Raw genomic sequence first — 20,149 nt, 5'->3', positions numbered from 1 at the left:
AAAATATTGTACCTTTGTCAGCAGAATCAAGAACTATAACATGAAACGTGACATGAAACACATCTTCATGAGCAGCCTTGCCTGTCTGCTCGTCTTGTTGTCCGCTTGTAGCGGAGCCCACCGTCCTTCCAACGAAATTGCTGCCAGCGACTCGCTGTCGAACCCCGTCTATGCCAAGGGCTTCTCGGTGAAGACGCTCGACAATGGTGTCCGGCTGGTGGACGTGGCCGACCCGCAGGAGGACGAGGACCGCATGCCTGTTGACTATCATTTCGCTCTGGTGCAAAAGGGCGCTCAGGATGTTGAGATACCTCAGGGCTATGTCAGGGTCGATGTGCCTGTAGAGCGCACGATCGTGATGACCATGTTGCAGCTATCCAACTTCTTAATCCTCGATGGACTCGATGCCGTCAAGGGCATCACCGGCACCAAGAACCTCTTCGACAAAGACGTGCGTCGGCGCGTGAAGGAGGGCCAGATTGTTAAGATCGGCATGGAGGGCAACTTCGACACTGAGCTCATCCTGGCTGCTCATCCCGAGGTGATCTTCATCTCGCCTTTCAAACGCGGTGGTTACGATGCCATCAAGGAGACGGGCATCACCCTCATTCCTCATCTGGGCTATAAGGAGATGCACCCGCTGGGCCAGGCCGAGTGGATCAAGTTCGTGGCCATGTTCATCGGCAAGGAGCAACAGGCCGACTCGCTGTTCAACCACATTGCCAAGGCTTATAATAGTGTGAAAGTTGATCCTAGTAGCCTGTCGTCCGACACCATTCCCACCGTGTTCAGTGGCGAGATGCATGGCGGCAACTGGTATGCCGTGGGCGGCAAGAACTCACTGGCGCAACTCTTCCGCGATGCAGGTGCCGACTATGTCATCCACGACGACAACACCGGTGGTGTCAACATCGAGTTCGAACAGATGTATGCCACAGCGGCCAATGCCGACTACTGGCGCATACTCAACAGTTATGAAGGCGAATTCTCTTATCAGGCCCTGAAGAAGGCCGAGCCCCGCAACGAGCTGTTCAAGGCTTTCCGCGAGAAGCGTGTCATCTATTGCAACATGAAGCAGATGCCCTATTACGAGTTGGCACCCGTCCGTCCCGATCTTGTTTTGACCGACCTGGTGCATATCTTCCATCCAGCGATGGTCCCTGCTGACTATCGATCTACGTTCTACCAACTGCTGAAATGAAAAAGACGCTCTTGCTCATTCTCGTGCTGATGCTCGCCATCGTGGCGCTGCTCGTTCTGAACCTTCTGCTCGGAACGGTGCGCATTCCTTTTGCCAGCGTGTGGCGCATCCTGCTGGGCAGCGAGGGTGAGTCGGAGATATGGCGCAATATCATCCTCTCTTCACGTTTGCCACAGGCCCTGACGGCCTTGGTGGCTGGCGCTGGTCTGGCGGTGAGTGGCTTGCAGATGCAGACCGTGTTCCGCAATCCGCTGGCCGGTCCTTCGGTGCTGGGCATCTCTAATGGTGCCTCGCTGGGCGTGGCCTGCGTGGTGCTGCTCTCGGGTTCACTGGGAGGTGTGGCCCTGAGCCGACTGGGCTATCTGGGCGATGCCGCTATCTCGCTGGCTGCCATCGTTGGCTCACTGCTGGTCATGGGCTTCATCGTGTGGGTGGCTTCCAAGGTGAAAGGCCATGTCACGCTGCTCATCATCGGTGTCATGATAGGCTATCTGGCCACCGCCATCATCGGTGTGCTGAAGTTCTTCTCTGCCGAAGAGGATATCCGTGCCTACGTGGTGTGGGGACTTGGCTCGTTCGGTCGTGTGTCGGGTGGACAGATGTTGCTCTTCGTGTGCCTCATGTCGGTGTTGCTGCCTCTGAGCATGCTCACGGTGAAAGCTATGAACCTCTATATGCTGGGCAATGGCTATGCCCGCAACCTCGGACTGAACGTGCGGCGCACGCGTGTGCTCCTGATCCTCAGCTCGGGCACGCTGGTGGCCATCGTCACCGCCTATTGCGGTCCCATCATGTTCATTGGTCTGGCCGTGCCCCATCTGGCACGTGCCATCTTCCGCACCAGCGACCATCGCATCCTGATGCCGGCCTCGCTGCTCACGGGCGGTGCTTTGGCTCTGTTCTGCAACCTCGTGGCGCGCATGCCGGGTTTCGAAGGCGTGCTGCCTGTCAATTCTGTCACGGCCCTCATCGGTGCCCCCATCGTGGCTGGTGTGTTGTTCCGCAAAAGAAAGGAGAATTATGAGTAACATATCTGTCCAGCTCCGTCAACTGTCCATCGGTTACAAACAGAAGCATCAGCAGAAGTTGGTGGCTCAAGGTATCGATGCCACCATCGCCGAGGGCCAGCTCACCTGCTTGCTGGGTGCCAACGGCATCGGCAAGTCCACGTTGCTGCGCACATTGGCTGCCTTCCAACCGCCACTCCAAGGCGAGATCCTGCTCGACGGAAAACCGCTTGGCCACTATAGTGACAGCCAACTGAGTCGCAGGGTGGGGGTGGTCCTCACCGAGAAGCCCCACATCCGCAATATGTCGGTCAGCGAACTCGTCGGTCTGGGGCGTGCTCCCTATACCGGCTTCTGGGGGCGGCTCAATCATGAGGATCGCACCATCGTCAACGAGAGTCTTAGTCAGGTGGGCATTCAAAGTCTGGCTCATCGCATGGTCGATACGCTGAGCGACGGTGAACGCCAGAAGGTGATGATTGCCAAGGCGCTGGCCCAACAGACGCCCATCATCTATCTCGACGAGCCCACGGCCTTTCTCGATTTTCCCAGCAAGGTGGAGATGATGCAACTGCTGCGCCGACTAGCCCACCAGATGCAGAAGACCGTGTTCCTCTCCACCCACGACTTCGAGCTAGCCCTGCAGGTGGCCGACGTGTTGTGGCTCATGGAACCGCAGTCGCTGCACATTGGCACCGCCCGCCAACTGGCTGATAGTGGCGTGCTGTCGCGCTTCGTCGAGCGTGAAGGCATCGCTTTCGATGTCAATACCTTGCGGGTACAGATATAACCCCTCCCCAGCCCTCCCGAGGGAGGGAGTTAAGAAAGTCTCCCCTCGGGGAGATTTAGAGGGGGTGGTTAGTAAATCTCCCCCTCTTCGCCTATCAGAAGGATGGTCAGTTCGCCATCGGGCAACAGGGGTTGACAGTGTTTCATACAGTGGTCGATAATCGTGTCGGCCATTTTTTGTAGCTGTGCCTGTGGCACCAGTGTCCATAGCTCGCGGGCCAGCGTCATCTGTTCCAGGTCAATGTCTATGCCTGCCTCGTGCAGCATGCGGCCTATGAACGCTTTGTCCATCACCGTCTTCTTGCTGTGGGTGTCCAGATGTCCTGCTGCCAACTTCACAGCTTTGCCCAGCATCACGCCCAGAGTCACTTTCTTGAACCCCAACTCGTGGGCCGCCTTCAGCGTCTCGCCCACGTAGTTGCCATACTCCACGAAGGCTTGCGAGGGCAGGGTGGGATAGAGTCCTTTCACAAAGCGCTCACTCTTGCCGCCGCTGTTCACCACCACCCGTTCCGAACCGCTGGCTTTCGCCACCTGCATACACTTCCTGATGCTGTTGATGAACGCCTCTTCCGAGAATGGTTTCACGATGCCGCTCACCCCGATAATTGAGATGCCGCCTTCAATGCCCAGTCGCGGGTTGAAGGTGCGGCGGGCAATGTCGGCACCACTGGGGACGGAAAGCCTGCAGACCCACCCCCGGCCCCTCCCTGAATGGAGGGGAGTGGTTAGACCTTCCAGATTCTTTTTAATCATTTCGCGCGGCCCCTTGTTGATAGCTGGCTCGCCAGGAGGATAGTCGAAGCCCGGCAGCGTGAAGTGTCCAATGCCTTCACCCGCAAAGATTTCCCAATCTCCCGCAGTAAAAGAAGCTTCCTTTCCACTCGGAAGGGGCTGGGGGTGGGCTTCTATCCTTATCCCATCCGTCACGTCGGGGTCGTCGCCGGCATCCTTGATGCAGTAGGCATAGTCCTCGCCATAGCCCACCGCCACCATGATGGTCTCGCCGTCGGGCAGTATCACGGGCACCTCCTCGGGCTGCTCGCCGTCCATCTTCCTGATGGCAGCCACTACTGCCGCCGTAGCGCAGGTGCCGGTGGTCAGTCCGCTGTGGAGCGCAAAGAACTCGGGCAACAACTTCTCCACGGCACGGCGCAGTCCGTAAGGGCCGTTGCACCATGTGGCATAGCTTCCTACGGGGAGTCCTGGTCGCCTGATGGCAATGATTCTCATGTCCAGTCGGCGTGCTGCTGCCACCTTCTCGCTGAAACCGCCGCTCTCGCCACTCTCTTTCAAGAGGATGGCGTCGGCTTTCACGTCGATGGTATCACCATCTTCATAGTAGCACAGCTGATCGTCGGTGGCGCCTTGCGCCCTGGCCAGCGCTATTGATGAGGCACGTCTCAGTATGCGATAGCACACCTTGACGCCCTTCGCCTCCAGCTGTTTCAGCTTGCCGATACTCTGCACCCCCGTGGTGGCCAGCAGCGAGCGGATGTCTGTAGGCACCTCGTCGTAGCTGTCTATCCACTCGATGTCTGCATCGCGTGGCGGGTAGATGCGCTCGTAGCGCACCACGGGGATGTCCAGTGCTCGGGCCACCTCACCGATGGTCTTGTGCAGTTGGGCTGCAAAAGGGTGTGCCGCATCCACGATGAGTCTGATGCCGTGCTCACCGCAGAACGCCCGCATCGCCTCTCCGTCCATGGCACCGTCTGTGCGCACGCCGTGTTTGAGCGTCAGCTCCTGCTCGCCCGTCTTCGTGCTGTAGTAGAACGTGCTTCCGCTCTCCTCCAGCACCTCTGCCGCCTTGCGTCCCTCTGTTGTTCCGCCAAATACAAGTATCATGATGCAAAAGTAATAATAAAAATGTGATAACCCTTATCTTTCCACCTTTTTTTGCTACCTTTGCAACATTGATAGTTGAAAACAAAAAAATCACGATGAATAACAGAAAACGTAAGAGTGGAAGCAGGTTTGGCGGTCTGGGATGGATAGGACTTGTGCTACTGCTGCTTTTAGTGGCCGTTCGTGCGCTGACGCAGCAAGAGGAGGTAGAACCTGTAAAGGCAGAGACCGTTGTCTCGGCGCATCAGGACAATGGCACGTGGACGGCGATGCCCGACTCCGTCCTGGTGCTCTGCAAACCGGCTTCACTGACTTCGGTGCCCGAACAGGTGCTAGAGCGTACATCCTATGTGGTGTCGTATAATGCCGAGACCCGCTGCCCCAACTGGGTAGCATGGCAGCTCACAGCTGATCATACCGATGGACTGATGAAGCGCATCAGCAACTTCCACGAGGACGAGGACTGTCCGCTGCCTCGTGCCACGCTGCAGGACTACCGTGGCAGTGGGTGGTCGCGCGGTCATATGTGTCCCGCAGGCGACAACAAGTGGAGTCGTCAGGCCATGTACGACTCGTTCTCGCTAGTCAACGTGTGTCCGCAGAATGCCAAGCTCAACAGTGGCGTGTGGAACAGTGTCGAGACCGACTGTCGCCGCTGGGCCCGCCAGTATGGCGAGGTGTATATCGTCTGTGGACCCGTGTGGTCGCATGGGCCCCGTCGCACCATCGGAGCCAATGCCGTTGCCGTGCCCGATGCCTTCTTCAAGGTGGTACTCCGTCTATCGCCCACGCCACAGGCCTTCGGCATTGTGGTGAAGAACACCGAGGGCACCCGCAAGCGCGACCTCTACTTCAATAGCGTTGATCAAGTGGAGCGCATCACCGGCATCGACTTCTTCCCCGCCTTGCCCGATGATGTCGAGCGTCAGGTAGAAGCCACCGCCGATATGGCAGCGTGGTGAGTCGTCGGTGCCCCGAAGGGCCGTGCCAGCAGAGCGATTGTTTCGCCATGTACTCCTAAAAGTGCCACTTTCCGTTTGGAATAGTGGCACTTTTCATCTCCCATAGTGCCACTATTGTTGTGCAAAACTGCCACTATTGTTGTGCAAAACTGCCACTTTTGTTCTTAATCTAGCCCCTAGACGACTCGTTTCTAGGGGCTAGATGCGCCAGTTTTAGCCGCTGGATGTGGCCATTCTAGCCCCTAAAAGTGGTCATTCTAGCCCCTAGATCCAAAGTGATTGTTACCGTTCTAGACTTTAGAACTGCCATTTCTAGACTTTAGAACGGCCTGTTTTAAACTCTAGAACTGCCATTTCTAGACTTTAGAATCGGCCTTTCTAAAGTCTAGATTAGCTCTAAAACCTTTACTTTTGCAACTCAATATCTAAACTATTACCCCTCCATTCCCAAGCTTTTGCATCTCAAAACAAGTACTCTTGTCTGTTTGTTGGGATAATATGTGTACTTCTTCAAGACCGCTGTTGAGCGAATGAAAGGTGAATTTGCTCAACAGCGTAAGAATATTTAGTTCTCCCCCTGCCTGAAGAGGTGGGTGAAGTGTTTGTTGTATAGCTCAGAAAGCCCCTGACGATTGTCGATGGCTTCGCCTACCACAAGCATGGTGGTGAGCGTGAGGTGGTTGTCGTGGACCAGGCGCGCCAGGTCTTTCAGCTTACCGCGGTAGATGCGCTGGTCGGGCCAGGTGAGGTGATAGCAGGCGGCAACAGGGGTGTCCTCGGGATATTCCTGCAACAGCTGGCGCTGCACATCATCGACAATGGCGGCAGAGAGGAAGATGCACATGGTGCTCTGGCTGCGAGCCAAGAGGTGCAGCTGTTCCTTCTCGGGCATTGGCGTGCGACCTTCGCCACGGGTGAGGATGATGGTCTGACAGCGCTCGGGGATGGTAAACTGACTCTGCAACTCGGCAGCGGCAGCAAGGAACGACGAAATGCCTGGGGTGATGTGGTATGCCATGCCCTCGCGGTCGAAGAAGGCCATCTGTTCCTGTATGGCACCAAAGATGCAGGGGTCGCCAGTATGCAGGCGCACAATGAAGTGGCCCTGGTCGTAGTGTTCCTTCATCAGGGCACACTGCTCATCCAGATTCATGTCGGCCGACGAGCGCACCACGGCACCAGGCTTATGGCACTCGGTCAATGCCTTGGGCACCAGCGAACCGGCATAAAGAATCAGGTCGGCACGCTCCAGCATCTTCCTGCCTCGCACACTTATTAAATCGGGATCGCCAGGGCCGGCACCAACGATCTCGATGAAGCCTCCTCGGGAGCCTCCCCCAACCCCTCCGAAGGAGGGGAGATCTGACGAACATCCATCAAGCCCCTGTGGCACTCCCCTCCTTCGGAGGGGTTGGGGGAGGCCCAGTGCTGCTGTCCAGTTCTTTCCTTTTATCTTAGGCACAACGAGGGTGCCATGGCCTGAGCCGAGGATGGCGGCTGCCTCGCAGACGCTGGGTGTACCCACGTGTTTCATGACGGTGTCGCTGGGATTGGGCACCTCGACGGCGGCCAGTTCCTCGGCCGTATAGAACACCACTTCTTTTCCCTCTTCGCGCAGCAACTGCACGAAGGGCTCGTCTTGCTTTACGTCGATGGTGCAATAGCGGTGGGCACAGGGCAGGAAGCCTTGCTGGGCAAGGGCCTCGTGCATCTCACCCAGGATGGCTTGGTAGTCTGCCGGATGATGCGCCAGGCCGAAGCCGATGGTGCCAATCATGGGCACGAAATGGAGCTCAAGCATTCCATCGGGCGCATGGCGTATGAAGGGCGAAACGATAATCAGCAGCTGATACCTCTGTGGGTCAGCCTCGCTGATGTCGTGGATGATGGTGACATGGTCGGGTTTGGTTGCTTCCAGATAGTCGGTGCCTTCGTCGCGTACTTCCAGCAACAGGGCTGTTGGCTTGCGGTTGACAAAGGCAAAGATGCAGTCGTTCATGTCTTCAATCTCGCTGGCTACGGGCCAGTTGAAACGTTTTTGGAATGTGTCGAGCGCCCACAGTCCGGCACAGTCGCTCTGAGTGGTGATGACCTCGTGGGCGCTGAGCAGGGCCGACAACTCGCGCGTCAGGTCGTTGGCGCCCCCGATATGTCCAGAGAGGACCGAAATGACATTCTGTCCCAACGAGTCGATGCAGACCACGGCAGGGTCCGTGTGCTTGTCGGCAACAAGCGGAGCGATGGTGCGCACGCAGATGCCCATGGCACTGATAAAGATGAAGGCGTCGTAGCTCTTCCAGCAGGAAGAGACTGCGTCGCGACTCACGGTGTGGGCCGATGGAAAATGTTGTTGCAAGGTGTCAGCGATGGCACAGCCTGCCTCGCTTATTGGTATGATGGCAATTCTGTTCATTTTACTAAAAGTTGTTCTAAGAGTTCTTGGCAGTGTCCAGGCATGATGATATGGTGATTGCCGATTGGATTCGTGAGAAAATAACTAGTGGTGAGACGCTTGTCTAAGAGTTGTATCACCTGTTGGGTGCGGCAAAGGTCAGGCTTAGCCTCATTACGGACCAGTTCACCTTCGGCGATGAAGTGGCGTGAGAGATTGCCTGCAACCTTGAAGATGGTGACGGGGCCTTCTTTCATGTAGCCACGGATGCCTGTGCCAATGCCCGACTCATAATGGGTGTCGAGCTCATAGCGCTCTACCATGTCAAGGGGGATGGTACAGTGGGCAAAGAGTATTTCGCCAGTCTCAGGATTGATGCGTGAAGGGTTGGCCTGAAAGCCTGACACCCCCAACAACGAACGGACAATCATCATTGAGAGCATGGCAGGAACATCACCCTCGCAACCAGCCACATACCCTTCACTGTTCAGTTTGGCTAAAGTCATGCAGCCGGTATCCTTCACAGTGGTGAGGAGGTCGAAGCATCTAAGTGTAAAGCCTTGCAACTGATGTCTGTTGATGAGTGTTTTCAGTGCCTCGTAGATATGCTTTGACTCGCCAATCTCGTCAAGCAGTTCCTGCATGGGGATGTCTATTAGTTCTATTCCCAGCCTCTCTCTCACCTTCGCTTTGTCGGCATGGCTGGAGATAAGCCAGTCGGAAGGTGCACCAATGATGCCCAGCCGCGTACCAAAAAGAGACTTCCTGGCTTCTTCAACCTTTGATAAGAGCTGGATGCGGCGCGACATATAATCGCTGTTGCCATGTATAATCTCGCCACCGATATTGTGCTGTCGCAGGAATGACAGAATCTCCATCGAGGCGGCCAGTGAGTTGCTCTTTCCCGATGTCAGCAGATAGAACGGACGGCGACTCTTGTTCTGCAGTTCAGACAGTAAACGGCGGAAGATGCCTTCGGTGCCACCTGTGCGGACATATATCAGGTTGAGCGCATGGCTGCCATAGTCGCTATAGTCGGTGCCTTTCAGCAAATAGTCTATTCCCAGACTCTCCAGAAAAGCTGTTGTCATGGTGGTCACGGCATGCTCGTCGTGCAGTTCGGACGTCAGTGTGTAGATGGCGATGTCTTGTCTCATAGTAGATGTGGTTTAGAGGCGGTTAGTATGTCTATAGGATTATAGTCGTTGAGATGAATGTGGAGCGGTTCTCCCTGCTGAAGTCCAAAGTCCCGGCAGGCCTCGTCCCAAAGTGCACGACTATTGGTTGGTACCTTTGGTGAGGTGACGCTATTGAATACGATGATACCATCGTCGGTCAACACGGTCAGCACCTTTTCCATGATTGCTTTCAGATGACCACCATGTCCGCCGATGAAGATGGCGTCGGGGGAGGTGAGAGGTGAGAGATCGTACTCAAGGAAATCTCCTATGTGAATGTTGATGCCTGGAGCACCAAAGCGATGTGTGTTTTCTTGAATGATAGTCTCGCACTCCGGACGTATCTCGAAGGCTTCAACCTGAAGGTGCGGAAACAGCAGACGGGCCTCGATAGAGATGCTGCCCGTGCAGGCACCGATGTCCCACAGGGTGTGGCGATGCCCCAGGTCGAGCGCCTGAAGGGTCAGCAAACGGATGGGCATCTTGGTAATCATCTTCTCGCGACCATCAAGGAGGGCGAAGGCGGCATCGGGAATTCCAAAAGTTTTCTCGTACCTCGTACCTCGTACCTCGTACCTCGAAAGAATTACGCAGTTAGGCATGGTGAAATCACGCAGGGTAGCCTCTTCGATGGTGAGGGTGGTAATCTTTTCAAGGGTGGGATTACCTAAGTGTTCACCAATATGCATGGTGTAGTCCTTATAGCCATACTCCAACATGCGCTTCGCAATGACGGCAGGGGTGTGCTCGCGGTCGGTGAGAATGCCAATCTTCTCGGCCCGTTCAATCAGTGCACGGTCGAACTGTGGCCAGGGGCGTCCTGTCAGCGAGACGATGCGCATGTCGTGATAGGGCAGTAGCAGGCGGTGGGCCAACAGCTGAAGCGAGTTGAATGCGGGATAGACCACCACCTCGGCGTCGGGCATCTTGCGGCGGATGGTGTTGGCAAAGCCGAAGAACAAGGGGTCGCCGCTGGCGAAGACCACCACACTGTGCTCGGCGGTTTTCCCGCCGAGTCTTTCGTATCGCTCAAACACGGCATCCAAGGGCACGGTGATGTCGATCCATTCTGCACCTTCAGGCAGCAATGGCGCCACAATGTCGTGATGCCGCTTACCTCCAGAGAAGATGCTGCCATGACGAATAACATCCAGCACCTCTGGCGGAAACCAGGGGGCTGGATGGTCGGTGATACCTATGACGATAAATCTTTGCTTCATACAGATGGGTGGTTATTGTGTCATCTTCATCACGTCGTCGAGGGTGAAATGCCCCGAGAAGACGAGCAGCGTGAGCTCTTGGCCATCCTCGACCTGCATGAGAACCGCTGACTGCGACTTGTTTATGTGGTGGAAGATGTTGACCTTGCTGTCGTCTTCGTTGACTTGCATCAGCAACTCGTAGTTGTCTTTGTCCAAGATGCTCTTGACCTCGCCTTTCAGCTTTTTCTGGATGGCGGCATTCTCGCAGGTGATGATTTGAATACCGGTCAACTTGCCGGACAGCGTCTTGATATCGACACCGGGGATGGATGGAGCTGCATTCTTGCCGGCCAATCCCAGCATGTACTTTGAGATATAGACGTAGGTGACGTTCTTGGCATCGGCATATTTTTCGAATGCCTTGACCTGGGCGTTGGCACTGAGGCTGCACAGGGCAACCATCGTGCACAGGAAGAATCTTATGATAGACTGTTTCATGTTATTTCAAGTTGTTTAATTGTTCGTTTAATGTTCGTTCTGTCTTGTCGCTCAGAGCTTTTGCCTTCTCCAGATGACCCATGCCGCGGTTCAGGTTGACAGCCAGCAGTGTGAGCGCACGCTGGGCCTCTTGTTGTGCCTTGACGGGATCCTGGTAGGTGTCTTGTTCGGCCAGATTCTGATACTCGTCTTGACTCAGCAGGTGATATCCCACACCAAAGACGAGGGCCATGCAAGCGGCAACGGCTGTGATGCGCCATATGCTGGGGTACAGCTTGCGCTGTTTGGCGTGCTGCCGAGCATGCTGTTGTTGCAGTTCCTGTTGCTCCCATTCGTCGATCTTGGCAGAGAGACGTTCTGAGAGTCCTTCAGGAATGGGTATCTGTTCGAGTTGTTTTAAATTCAGCTGGTCCATGTCTTAGTGATACTTTGAAATTGATGTTTCAGTTTTTTCTTGGCTCGCATCACGATGATGCGGATATTACCTTGCGAGAGTCCGGTGTCGCGTTCTATCTCTTCGTAGGAGCGTGCTTCCACCTCGTGCATCTGAATGATCTGTGCCTCTCTGGTGGGCAGTTGCCGGATGAGTCCTTCTAGCTGGTTTACAGCATCGCGGGCGTCAACCTGGTGGTCCAGGCTCAGCTGGTCGGGCGGTCCGTCTTCGCACTTCAGCTCTGCCGAGGTGTCCAGTCGGTGCTGGCGGCGCTGGTCGATGAACAGGTTGCGCATCATGGCGACGAGGTAGGCCTCGGTCACCGCCTCGGCAGGCAGTTCATTGCGTTTCTGCCACAACTTCAAGTAGAGGTCCTGAAGCAGGTCTTCAGCATCCTGCGCCTGTCCGGTCAGGTGGTAAGCCACCCGATAGAGAAACTGATGGTGTGGCAAGAACCGCTGTTTGAACTCCTTTGCGTCCATGACGGGCTATTCGGCTTTATCTTTGTCTTGTTCCATCAGTTTGGCAAGGTCCAGCTTGCCCTTGATGATAACCAGTGACACCTCTTTTTTCTCTTCGGCCAGGATGACAAAGATGTTGTTCCTGCCACTGGTGTTCTGACATATCTTCACGCGCTCGCCATCTTCGTTGGCACTGACAAGCACCTCCCAGTCTTTGCCAGTGGTGAGAGCATGTGCATCCGCTGCCAGTTGCTCGCCAGCTTTCTCCTCTTCACAGGTAAACACATCGACAGAGCTGATGTTTTTCAGAATGTCGCCCGACTTGTCGCCGATGTTTATGTTGTTGCCAATATGAAGTTCCTCGTTATTGTGTGATGCCAGCTTGATCATGAACTTGGGGATGTGGATATGCGTCACGCCGTCGATTTTTGACAGACTCTTGAAACTCTTGGCCTGAGCGTTGACGGTGATGCATGCCAATACCAGTGCTACGCAGACAGCCAGTGCCTTAACATTTCTCCATGATACATACTTGATAAATGAGTGTTTCATTGTTGTTTGGATGTTTTAATGATTGACTTTTGTTTTCTGTTCTCCAAGAGCGTCATCGATGAACCCTTCTATTAGTACATACGGAAAAGATGTAGCGTCTGTTACAGAGACTGGCGTTTTTTTTTCTAAATATCTCGGCCTGGGGACAAATATTCGGCATCGTCGAAGGTTAAGATGGCATTGCAAAGTGTGGCAGCCAGATTACTTCCGCCCTTGCGTCCTTCGACAATCAACTTGGGGATGTGGCGCAACGTCTTGACGGCATGCTTGCTCTCGCACACATGTACAAAACCCACGGGGGCGGCGATGATACCGGCTGGATGTAGCTTACCCTTGTGCACAAGGTCGCAAATCTCGAAAAGTGCCGTGGGGGCATTGCCCACCACATAGAGCGCGTCGGGATATTGCTCGGCAGCCTGTTGCATGCTGGCCTGACTGCGGGTGATGCCTTTCTCTTCGGCCATCTGTTTGGTTTTGGCATCGTTGATGTAGCAATGCACCTGGATGCCCAGACGGTCGAGGGCGCCCTTGCGGATGCCGCTGGCAGCCATGGTGACATCGGTGACGATGTGTTTCAGGGTGCCGTCCTTTACCTTATTATATATTAGTTCGGTGGCACGCTCATCCATCCACAGACAGTCTTCCATCGAGAAATCAACGGTGGTATGTATAGCATGTAGCAAAGGCCACAGGCGCCAGCGGGGCACGTCTGGGTGCTGCATCTCGGAAAGAATGGTGCGGAAGCTTTCCATCATGATAGACTGGCCGGGCTTTACGTCTTCCTGCTTCTCCTCGCGGTAGTACCCGCGTGGTGTAATAAAGATCTTACGCCCCTCGCCCTTTGGAGAGGGGGCGGGGGTGAGGCTTATGTACGACTGGGAGTTGCCTATCAGTACAACGGTGAACATGTCCACCTCCTCGGGGTCGAATGCACCCAGGGTGGTGAGCTTGACCTGCTGGTCGTCGCGCCCTGCCTGACGTACATAGCCTACGGGGGTGTCGGCACTGCGCTCCTGCAAGAAGAGCTCTTGCAGACGGTAGAGCTGCCAGTAGCGTCCGTGCGACTTGGGGTTATAGACAGCCGTGACGAAGTCGCCAACGGCAGCAGCACGGATGCGGCGCTCGATGACCGACCATGGCGTCATGAGGTCGCTCAGCGAGATGATACACATGTCGTGACCAATAGGAGCACCCAGCAGCGAGGCCGCCTTCTGGAAGGCAGAGATGCCCGGCAGTACTGTTACCTCGACATCGGTGGCAGCCTGTTCCTGCTGCATCTCGTAGATGAGCGGCGCCATGCCATAGATGCCGGCATCACCACTGGAAATGACCACCACGGTCTTCTCTTGCAATGCCAGTTGGAATGCCATCTCGGCACGTTCACGCTCTTTCTTCATGCCAGTATCTACACACTCGCATCCTTCTTTCAAGTATGGCTCAACAAACTGAAAGTAGTATTTATAGCCAACCACGGCATCGGCCTGACTGACGGCATGCAGTACGGCAGGTGTCATATCCTCTGGACTTCCAGGGCCTAAGCCCGCTATGATTATTTTCTTCATATTGCTTGCAAAGATACAAAAAATGATTAACTTTGCAAGCAAAAAGCATAAAAGAATCATTTTTACAGGACAATGAGCAGAATAGTTCTGATTACGGGTGGACAGCGCTCGGGGAAAAGCGAACAGGCAGAGGCTCTCGCACTGAGTCTGAGCACGCATCCTGTGTATATGGCAACGGCCCATGTGTGGGACGAAGAGTTCCGTCAGCGGGTTGAAAAGCATCAACAAAGGCGCGGGCCGCAGTGGACCAATATCGAGGAGGAACGCTGGCTGAGCAGACACGACGTGACAGGACGCGTGGTGTTGGTGGACTGCATCACGTTGTGGCTCACCAACTTTCTGGCAGACGACAAGACCACGGAACAGACCTTACGCGAGGTAAAAGACGAGTTTGACCGTCTGACGGCGCAGGATGCTACCTTTATCTTTGTGACCAACGAGATAGGCAGTGGCGGCGTGAGCGAGAATGCCCTGCAACGACACTTTACCGACCTGCAGGGCTGGATGAACCAGTATGTGGCCAGCAAGGCCGACGAAGTGATACTGATGGTGAGCGGCATTGCCGTCAAAATCAAATAGATCATGGAACTAAAAGACGCAATACAACAAAAAATAGATAACCTGAACAAACCGAAGGGATCGCTGGGACGACTGGAGGAACTGGCCATGCAGGTGTGCCTGATACAACAGACGCTGATACCGGCGCTGAAGCATCCCTGTCACCTGCTGTTGGGTGGCGACCACGGCATAGAGCGAGAGGGCGTCAGCGTGTCGCCCCGTGAGGTGACGTGGCAACAGATGATCAACTTCACCCATGGCGGCGGGGGCTGCAACATGTTCTGCCGACAACATGGGTTCGACCTGCGCATCGTGGATGTGGGGGTGGATTATGACCTGTCGGGTGTGGCGGGCATCGTGAATCGCAAGATTGCGCGAGGCACGCAGAACTTCCTGCATGAACCTGCCATGACGGAGGCGCAGTACAACGAGGCTCTGAACGTGGGTGCCCAACTGGTGGACGACTGTGTGGCAGAGGGGTGCAACGTGATTTGTATCGGTGAGATGGGTATTGGCAATACATCGCCCAGCAGTATCTGGATGCACCTCTATGGCAACATCCCTCTGGAAGACTGCATCGGCGCGGGCTCGGGACTGAACAGCGCGGGCGTGCAGCACAAGTACAAGGTGCTGCGACAGGCCGTAGATAACTATCTGGCGCTGCCTGCACCGCAGCCATCGCCACTGCGCTACTTCGGTGGTTTCGAGATGATAACAGCCATTGGTGCCATGCTGCGTGCTGCCGAACAGCACCTGGTGATATTGGTTGACGGGTTTATCATGACGGCCTGCGCCCTGGGTGCCGTGCAACTGAATGCTGAGGTGAAGAAGAATATGATTTTTACTCATTGTGGTGATGAGTGCGGACACCGCCGGATGCTGGACCTGTTGGGCGCCCGCCCGCTACTGAACTTGGGACTGCGACTGGGCGAGGGAACCGGTGCGCTGTGTGCCTATCCGCTGATAGACTCGGCGGTGAGGATGATGAACGAGATGAACAATTTTGACGACGCTAAGATAACTAAATACTTCTGATATGATATCGAGCTTGCACACGCCCTGGTACGACCGTCCTTGGGCGGCACTGATCTTTTTTACACGACTGCCGCTGTGGCGCATCTATCAGCCCCGCAAGGAGAGTTACCAGTCGGTGGTGGAGTGGTGGCCCCTAGCAGGATGGATCACTGGCAGCGTGACGGCAGCGGTGCTTTACTTTGGCAGTCTGCTGATGCCTTTCATGACGACTGTCATCGTGGCTATCATCGTCAGACTGCTGCTGACGGGGGCACTGCATGAAGACGGACTGGCTGACTTCTGCGATGGGTTTGGTGGTGGCGGTAGTGACCGCCAGCGCATACTGAGCATCATGAAAGACTCGCACATAGGTACCTATGGCGTGCTCGGACTGGTGGGCTATGAGTTGCTGCTATTTTCCTCGTGGTTCATGTTGGGCCCTGAGTGGGCTGCGCTGACGGTGCTGGCTGCCGATCCGTTTGCCAAGATGGTGACAAGTCAGCTGGTGATGATGCTGCCCTATGCCCGCCGTGAGGAGGAGGCAAAGATAAAGCTGGTGTATCGGCCTATAAGTACGTGGGCAGGCGTAGGACTGGCCCTGCAGGGACTGGTGCCCATGGCGCTCTACCTATTATATACGCGTATAGCCTGGGAATGGGTGCTGTTTGTGCCAGCACTGGTGATGTATTTCCTCTACCTGCTGATCAGGCGTAAGCTTAAGGGCTATACGGGCGATTGTTGTGGAGCGGTGTGTCTGCTGGTGGAACTGAGCATCTACGTGGTGGTTAGCATCGTAGCCATATAGCGCAAGGCTACCAATACGACCATGACAATCTCTGCCGTTCTGTTGACCAGGACGGCTTTTTTCATGTCTTGAGTGGTCAGCTCGCGTTCGTTTTGGCCAATAAACGGTTTGTAGAACAGTTCACCGAAATAGTAGTGCGGTCCGCCAAACCGGCAGTCGAGGATGCTGGCCAGTGCTGCCTCGGGATAGCCGCTATTGGGCGAGGCATGCTGACGGCCGTACTTCCGGATAAAAGAGAGCCGCATGAAGAAGCCTCGCTTTGGTGATGTGTGCAGGGGCGTGCAGATCATCAGTACTGCCGTGAGTCTTGCAGGGAGATAATTTGCCACGTCGTCGATATGAGCTGCCCAGCAGCCGAAGTCCTTATAGCGTTCGGTCTTGTAGCCAATCATCGAGTCGAGCGTGTTCACCATCTTATAGGCCAACATGCCGGGCGTGCCCAGCAGGGCAAACCAGAAGAGGGGGGCAATGACACCGTCAGAGAGATTCTCTGCCAGCGTTTCGAGGGCAGCAGTGCGCACCTCCTGGGCCGACAGCTGGGAGGTGTCGCGACCTACGATGCGTGCTACCTGCGTTCTGCCTTCGTCCAGCGAACGGTCGAGGGCTAAAAAGACCTCGCGTACCTCGCGAATCAGCGTGGTGCCAGCCAGACAGTAGAAGATGATGACAGAGTCGAAGATAACTCCTATGTTGAAGGGAAGGAAAAAGAGATAGTGGCGGATGAGATATGCGACAATAAAAACTGATATGATAAGGCCAATGGTCATGAGTGCACCCTTCATTTGGCGATGAGGCCCCTTGTTTAGTCTGTGCTCGAAGAAGGCGATGGTCTTGCCAAACCACACAATGGGGTGGGGCAAACGAGCAGGGTCGCCAAAGAGAAGGTCCATGACCCATCCAATGAGTAGTGAGAGAACCTTAATCATTCGCTTAAGATTTGATAGATACGTGCCATGTCCACGTGTTGGCGTACGTGGTCGGCCAACTTGTTGTATTGTTCCTCTTTGAAATCGGCAAGACTCTGTGTCGGCGTGGCGGTCGTTGTCAGGCCCTTGAGGAGATGCTCGATGACGGGAGCGTTGTCCAGAAAACCGTGGATATAGGTGCCGATGCAGTGGTCTGTCTGCAGGATGGGCTCGTCGGTAGAGCTGACGCCCTGATGAATCTCGTAGCCCTGGCAGGTCTGACCGTTGAACTGGAAAGTTATTTGTTGGGTCTTCTTCTCGGAGGTCATCGTGGTGTGGATAGGCAGAAGTCCTAATCCCGGCAGAGAGGCAATGTTGCCTCCCTCAATGCCGTCGGGGTCGTTGATGGTCTGTCCCAGCATCTGGTAGCCACCGCAGATGCCTACCACCGTCTTGCCATTGCGATGGGCGCGCTGAATGGCCTGCGCACAACCGTTGCGGCGCAGCTCCATCAAGTCGTCGAGTGTGGCTTTGGTGCCGGGTAGAATGATTATGTCGGCCCGGGCAATATCAGCGGTGTTGTTGGTGTAGAAGAGGTTGACGCGCGGGTCACGCTCCAGGGTGTCGAAGTCGGTGAAGTTGCTGATATGTCTGAGCAGCACCACGGCAATGTTTACCTTGCCCTCGGCCAGTTCGCGGCGTTTCATCTCCAGACTGACGCTGTCTTCTTCGTCGATAAAGATGTCGCGAAAGTAGGGCACCACACCCAGCACGGGGATGCCACAGATGTTCTCCAGCATCTGGCGTCCCTGGTCGAACAGGCGCATGTCGCCACGAAACTTATTGATGATGATGCCCTTGATGCGCTGGCGGTCTTCGGGTTCTTGCAGCATGATGCTGCCATAGACCGAGGCAAAAACACCACCGCGGTCGATGTCGGCCACAAGAATCACGTCGGCATGGGCATGGCGAGCCATCGACATGTTGACCAGGTCGCGGTCTTTCAGATTGATTTCGGCAATGCTGCCAGCTCCCTCCATCACGATGGGATTATAGCGTGCTGCCAGGCGGTCGAAGGCTTCGCATACAGCTCGGCGGTAGTCGAACCCAGTGCCCGTGCGCCAGTAGTCGTAGGCATCCTTGTTGCCAACGGGGCGCCCGTTGAGCACCACCTGCGAGGTGTGGTCGGAACTGGGCTTCAGCAGCAGGGGGTTCATGTCTGTATGACAAGCAATGCCTGCGGCCTCGGCCTGTACGGCTTGGGCACGACCTATCTCTAAGCCGTCGGGTGTGGCATAGGAGTTGAGCGCCATGTTTTGTGCCTTGAAGGGAGCCGGTTGGTAGCCGTCTTGCTTGAAGATGCGACAGAAGGCAGCGGCAATAATACTCTTGCCTACATCACTGCCTGTTCCTGCCAACATGATGGGGTGTAACCCTTTACCCCCTAAGTTAGGGGGCAGGGGATCTGAAGAGGCAGTTTCTTTGTGATTGTTCAGACCCCTATCGTCCCCTAACTTAGGGGACATGTAGAGATGCGTATAGCTGGCTAATACGTTTTTATATCTGAATACTGGCGTTGGCACAGGTTCGCCTTTGGCATTATAGACCTGCGTGATGCTTTCAGGCGTCGCTGCAAACTGGGTGTAGTGGAACTCGTGACCACGATATTCCTTACCGTCCAGCATAAAACTGCGATAGCCAAGCGACAACTTGCGGTCTGCCTTGCGAGCCGAAATGCAGTGGGGCAGAACGCCGCACATGGGATATTCGCCCTCGTCGGTGATGATTTCTTCGCAGAGATACATCATTCCTCCACATTCTGCCACGACATGTCCGCCCTGCAAGGCATAGTTGCGGATGGCCTCTCGGCATGCTTTGTTCTGTACCAGTGCCTCGAGATGTTTCTCAGGATAGCCTCCCGGCAGATAAAGAAGGTCTATATCGGTGAGGTCTGGCGTGTCGGTCTCGGGATCGAAAAACTGTGGTTGAGCGAAACTGTCGATAACTTCTGTATAGAGAAATGAAAACGACTCTTGATTGCGGGCTATCAGCACCTTTTCGGGGCGTGTAGGTTTAGTTACGGCGGACTGGCACTTTGCCGTAACTAAAGTGGCACTTTGCCGTAACGAAACTGTAGGTTTGCCGTAACTAAACTTACTCTCTTCCGAAACAAGTGTTTTCCAGTCCACATGGCTTTCTATCAGTGCGAGCAGTTCGTCGCTGCAGGTATCTTCTGAGAAGTCGAGCCCCAGATAGCGTGAGCCCGTCTCCAAAGCCTGACTCTTGGGCAGATAGCCCAGACAGGTGATGCCAACGTCCTGACACACCTGCTGCAACATGGCATAGTGGCGGTCGGACCCCACCTTATTAAATATAATACCGCTGATGCGTACCCGTGGGTCGAACTGCAGGAAACCCTTTAGTAGTGGTGCCATAGAATAGGCAGCGCTCTTGGCATCGACGACCAAAATGACGGGGATGTCGAGTGTGCGAGCGATCTCTGCCGACGACCCCATGTCGCGGTCGTAGCCATCGAAGAGGCCCATCATCCCTTCCACCACGCAGATGTCGGCCTGATTGCCATAGCGGCAGAAGAGTTCTTCGACATGCTCTGGTGTAGCCATAAACGTGTCTAGGTTGACGCTGGGACGACCGCATACCGCCTCATGGAACTTCGTATCTATATAGTCAGGTCCACACTTGAACGGCTGCACCCGGTAGCCCTTCTTGGTGAAAAGGGCCATCAGGCCGCGGGCTATTGTGGTCTTCCCGCTGCCACTGG

General features: G+C 55.2%; 18 protein-coding genes and 1 pseudogene. 7 read left to right on the top strand and 12 right to left on the bottom strand.

Annotated elements, in window-relative coordinates; translation table 11 throughout:
• The first annotated feature begins 52 nt into the window (after positions 1 to 52).
• From T496_RS0107400 to T496_RS0107390, 3 genes are read left to right on the top strand one after another with little or no spacing between them, the layout of a single operon-like run.
• Positions 53 to 1,201: an ABC transporter substrate-binding protein gene (locus T496_RS0107400; protein ID WP_027450194.1), complete on the top strand. Its 1,149-nt coding sequence runs from the start codon at positions 53 to 55 to the stop codon at positions 1,199 to 1,201.
• Positions 1,198 to 2,229, top strand: a complete 1,032-nt coding sequence (locus T496_RS0107395) for an iron ABC transporter permease (protein WP_027450193.1) — start codon at positions 1,198 to 1,200, stop codon at positions 2,227 to 2,229. The genes T496_RS0107400 and T496_RS0107395 overlap by 4 nt, the downstream gene beginning before the upstream one ends.
• Positions 2,222 to 2,998, top strand: a complete 777-nt coding sequence (locus T496_RS0107390) for an ABC transporter ATP-binding protein (protein ID WP_027450192.1) — start codon at positions 2,222 to 2,224, stop codon at positions 2,996 to 2,998. The genes T496_RS0107395 and T496_RS0107390 overlap by 8 nt, the downstream gene beginning before the upstream one ends.
• Positions 2,999 to 3,066: 68 nt before the next feature.
• Here T496_RS0107390 and cbiD read toward each other — a convergent pair whose 3' ends face one another.
• A complete protein-coding gene (gene cbiD, locus T496_RS0107385; RefSeq protein ID WP_027450191.1) occupies positions 3,067 to 4,845 on the bottom strand; it encodes a cobalt-precorrin-5B (C(1))-methyltransferase CbiD in 1,779 nt (592 codons plus the stop codon).
• A 95-nt stretch (positions 4,846 to 4,940) separates the two neighbouring features.
• On the opposite strand from cbiD, the gene T496_RS0107380 reads away from it, so the two are divergent.
• Complete coding sequence (locus T496_RS0107380; RefSeq protein WP_052342123.1) at positions 4,941 to 5,807, top strand: DNA/RNA non-specific endonuclease; 867 nt, start codon at positions 4,941 to 4,943, stop codon at positions 5,805 to 5,807.
• Positions 5,808 to 6,372: 565 nt separating this feature from the next.
• Here T496_RS0107380 and cobM read toward each other — a convergent pair.
• The 8 genes from cobM to cobJ all read right to left on the bottom strand — a co-directional run bounded on the left by cobM (position 6,373) and on the right by cobJ (position 14,085).
• The gene (gene cobM, locus T496_RS0107375; protein ID WP_027450189.1) at positions 6,373 to 8,220 is read right to left on the bottom strand and encodes a precorrin-4 C(11)-methyltransferase; all 1,848 of its coding nucleotides are present in this window, start codon (positions 8,218 to 8,220) and stop codon (positions 6,373 to 6,375) included.
• On the bottom strand, positions 8,217 to 9,356 hold the full coding sequence (locus T496_RS0107370) for a hypothetical protein (RefSeq protein WP_027450188.1): 1,140 nt from the start codon (positions 9,354 to 9,356) through the stop codon (positions 8,217 to 8,219). The genes cobM and T496_RS0107370 overlap by 4 nt, the downstream gene beginning before the upstream one ends.
• The gene (locus T496_RS0107365) at positions 9,353 to 10,597 is read right to left on the bottom strand and encodes a bifunctional cobalt-precorrin-7 (C(5))-methyltransferase/cobalt-precorrin-6B (C(15))-methyltransferase (protein WP_027450187.1); all 1,245 of its coding nucleotides are present in this window, start codon (positions 10,595 to 10,597) and stop codon (positions 9,353 to 9,355) included. Before T496_RS0107365 ends, T496_RS0107370 begins: the two co-directional genes overlap by 4 nt.
• 12 nt (positions 10,598 to 10,609) lie before the next feature.
• Positions 10,610 to 11,077, bottom strand: a complete 468-nt coding sequence (locus tag T496_RS0107360; RefSeq protein WP_044110833.1) for a DUF4252 domain-containing protein — start codon at positions 11,075 to 11,077, stop codon at positions 10,610 to 10,612.
• Position 11,078: 1 nt separating this feature from the next.
• Positions 11,079 to 11,492, bottom strand: a complete 414-nt coding sequence (locus T496_RS0107355; protein ID WP_027450185.1) for a hypothetical protein — start codon at positions 11,490 to 11,492, stop codon at positions 11,079 to 11,081.
• The gene (locus T496_RS0107350; protein WP_027450184.1) at positions 11,480 to 11,992 is read right to left on the bottom strand and encodes an RNA polymerase sigma factor; all 513 of its coding nucleotides are present in this window, start codon (positions 11,990 to 11,992) and stop codon (positions 11,480 to 11,482) included. The genes T496_RS0107355 and T496_RS0107350 overlap by 13 nt, the downstream gene beginning before the upstream one ends.
• Before the next feature lie 6 nt (positions 11,993 to 11,998).
• The gene (locus T496_RS0107345) at positions 11,999 to 12,523 is read right to left on the bottom strand and encodes a DUF4252 domain-containing protein (protein ID WP_027450183.1); all 525 of its coding nucleotides are present in this window, start codon (positions 12,521 to 12,523) and stop codon (positions 11,999 to 12,001) included.
• A 125-nt stretch (positions 12,524 to 12,648) separates the two neighbouring features.
• Positions 12,649 to 14,085 carry a precorrin-3B C(17)-methyltransferase gene (gene cobJ, locus T496_RS0107340; RefSeq protein WP_027450182.1) on the bottom strand — a complete coding sequence of 479 codons (1,437 nt, stop codon included), beginning with the start codon at positions 14,083 to 14,085 and terminating at the stop codon, positions 12,649 to 12,651.
• Between the two features lie 72 nt (positions 14,086 to 14,157).
• On the opposite strand from cobJ, the gene cobU reads away from it, so the two are divergent.
• Genes cobU through cobS form a run of 3 tightly spaced genes read left to right on the top strand, consistent with a single transcriptional unit; the run spans position 14,158 to position 16,462 of the window.
• Positions 14,158 to 14,664, top strand: a complete 507-nt coding sequence (gene cobU, locus T496_RS15120) for a bifunctional adenosylcobinamide kinase/adenosylcobinamide-phosphate guanylyltransferase (protein ID WP_027450181.1) — start codon at positions 14,158 to 14,160, stop codon at positions 14,662 to 14,664.
• A gap of 3 nt (positions 14,665 to 14,667) precedes the next feature.
• Positions 14,668 to 15,678, top strand: a complete 1,011-nt coding sequence (gene cobT / locus T496_RS0107330) for a nicotinate-nucleotide--dimethylbenzimidazole phosphoribosyltransferase (protein ID WP_027450180.1) — start codon at positions 14,668 to 14,670, stop codon at positions 15,676 to 15,678.
• A gap of 1 nt (position 15,679) precedes the next feature.
• A complete protein-coding gene (gene cobS / locus T496_RS0107325) occupies positions 15,680 to 16,462 on the top strand; it encodes an adenosylcobinamide-GDP ribazoletransferase (protein ID WP_027450179.1) in 783 nt (260 codons plus the stop codon).
• On the opposite strand, the gene cbiB is transcribed toward cobS, so the two are convergent.
• The 3 genes and pseudogenes from cbiB to T496_RS14920 all read right to left on the bottom strand — a co-directional run.
• Positions 16,432 to 17,388, bottom strand: a complete 957-nt coding sequence (cbiB, locus tag T496_RS0107320; RefSeq protein ID WP_027450178.1) for an adenosylcobinamide-phosphate synthase CbiB — start codon at positions 17,386 to 17,388, stop codon at positions 16,432 to 16,434. The genes cobS and cbiB overlap by 31 nt on opposite strands.
• Entirely contained in the window at positions 17,385 to 18,788 is a 1,404-nt protein-coding gene (locus T496_RS0107315; RefSeq protein ID WP_044110856.1) for a cobyric acid synthase, read from the bottom strand. Before T496_RS0107315 ends, cbiB begins: the two co-directional genes overlap by 4 nt.
• A gap of 111 nt (positions 18,789 to 18,899) precedes the next feature.
• Positions 18,900 to 20,111 (bottom strand): annotated as a pseudogene (locus T496_RS14920) (cobyrinate a,c-diamide synthase); the annotation flags it as partial.
• Positions 20,112 to 20,149: the final 38 nt, after the last annotated feature.

It is taken from the genome of Xylanibacter brevis P6B11, assembly GCF_000621825.1.
Lineage (GTDB): Bacteria > Bacteroidota > Bacteroidia > Bacteroidales > Bacteroidaceae > Prevotella > Prevotella brevis.
Note: the sequence above shows the minus strand (reverse complement) of the source record. Positions and strands in the feature narration are given on the sequence as shown.

What these genes read in the sequence shown, in the direction of transcription:
- cbiD (WP_027450191.1), bottom strand. Translation starts at nt 4,845, where the DNA reads ATGATACTTGTATTTGGCGGAACAACAGAGGGACGCAAGGCGGCAGAG.
- cobS (WP_027450179.1), top strand. Translation starts at nt 15,680, where the DNA reads ATGATATCGAGCTTGCACACGCCCTGGTACGACCGTCCTTGGGCGGCA.
- T496_RS0107370 (WP_027450188.1), bottom strand. Translation starts at nt 9,356, where the DNA reads ATGAGACAAGACATCGCCATCTACACACTGACGTCCGAACTGCACGAC.
- T496_RS0107395 (WP_027450193.1), top strand. Translation starts at nt 1,198, where the DNA reads ATGAAAAAGACGCTCTTGCTCATTCTCGTGCTGATGCTCGCCATCGTG.
- T496_RS0107380 (WP_052342123.1), top strand. Translation starts at nt 4,941, where the DNA reads ATGAATAACAGAAAACGTAAGAGTGGAAGCAGGTTTGGCGGTCTGGGA.
- T496_RS0107390 (WP_027450192.1), top strand. Translation starts at nt 2,222, where the DNA reads ATGAGTAACATATCTGTCCAGCTCCGTCAACTGTCCATCGGTTACAAA.
- T496_RS0107355 (WP_027450185.1), bottom strand. Translation starts at nt 11,492, where the DNA reads ATGGACCAGCTGAATTTAAAACAACTCGAACAGATACCCATTCCTGAA.
- cobU (WP_027450181.1), top strand. Translation starts at nt 14,158, where the DNA reads ATGAGCAGAATAGTTCTGATTACGGGTGGACAGCGCTCGGGGAAAAGC.
- T496_RS0107400 (WP_027450194.1), top strand. Translation starts at nt 53, where the DNA reads ATGAAACACATCTTCATGAGCAGCCTTGCCTGTCTGCTCGTCTTGTTG.
- T496_RS0107315 (WP_044110856.1), bottom strand. Translation starts at nt 18,788, where the DNA reads ATGTTGGCAGGAACAGGCAGTGATGTAGGCAAGAGTATTATTGCCGCT.
- cbiB (WP_027450178.1), bottom strand. Translation starts at nt 17,388, where the DNA reads ATGATTAAGGTTCTCTCACTACTCATTGGATGGGTCATGGACCTTCTC.
- T496_RS0107365 (WP_027450187.1), bottom strand. Translation starts at nt 10,597, where the DNA reads ATGAAGCAAAGATTTATCGTCATAGGTATCACCGACCATCCAGCCCCC.
- T496_RS0107350 (WP_027450184.1), bottom strand. Translation starts at nt 11,992, where the DNA reads ATGGACGCAAAGGAGTTCAAACAGCGGTTCTTGCCACACCATCAGTTT.
- T496_RS0107360 (WP_044110833.1), bottom strand. Translation starts at nt 11,077, where the DNA reads ATGAAACAGTCTATCATAAGATTCTTCCTGTGCACGATGGTTGCCCTG.
- cobJ (WP_027450182.1), bottom strand. Translation starts at nt 14,085, where the DNA reads ATGAAGAAAATAATCATAGCGGGCTTAGGCCCTGGAAGTCCAGAGGAT.
- cobT (WP_027450180.1), top strand. Translation starts at nt 14,668, where the DNA reads ATGGAACTAAAAGACGCAATACAACAAAAAATAGATAACCTGAACAAA.
- T496_RS0107345 (WP_027450183.1), bottom strand. Translation starts at nt 12,523, where the DNA reads ATGAAACACTCATTTATCAAGTATGTATCATGGAGAAATGTTAAGGCA.
- cobM (WP_027450189.1), bottom strand. Translation starts at nt 8,220, where the DNA reads ATGAACAGAATTGCCATCATACCAATAAGCGAGGCAGGCTGTGCCATC.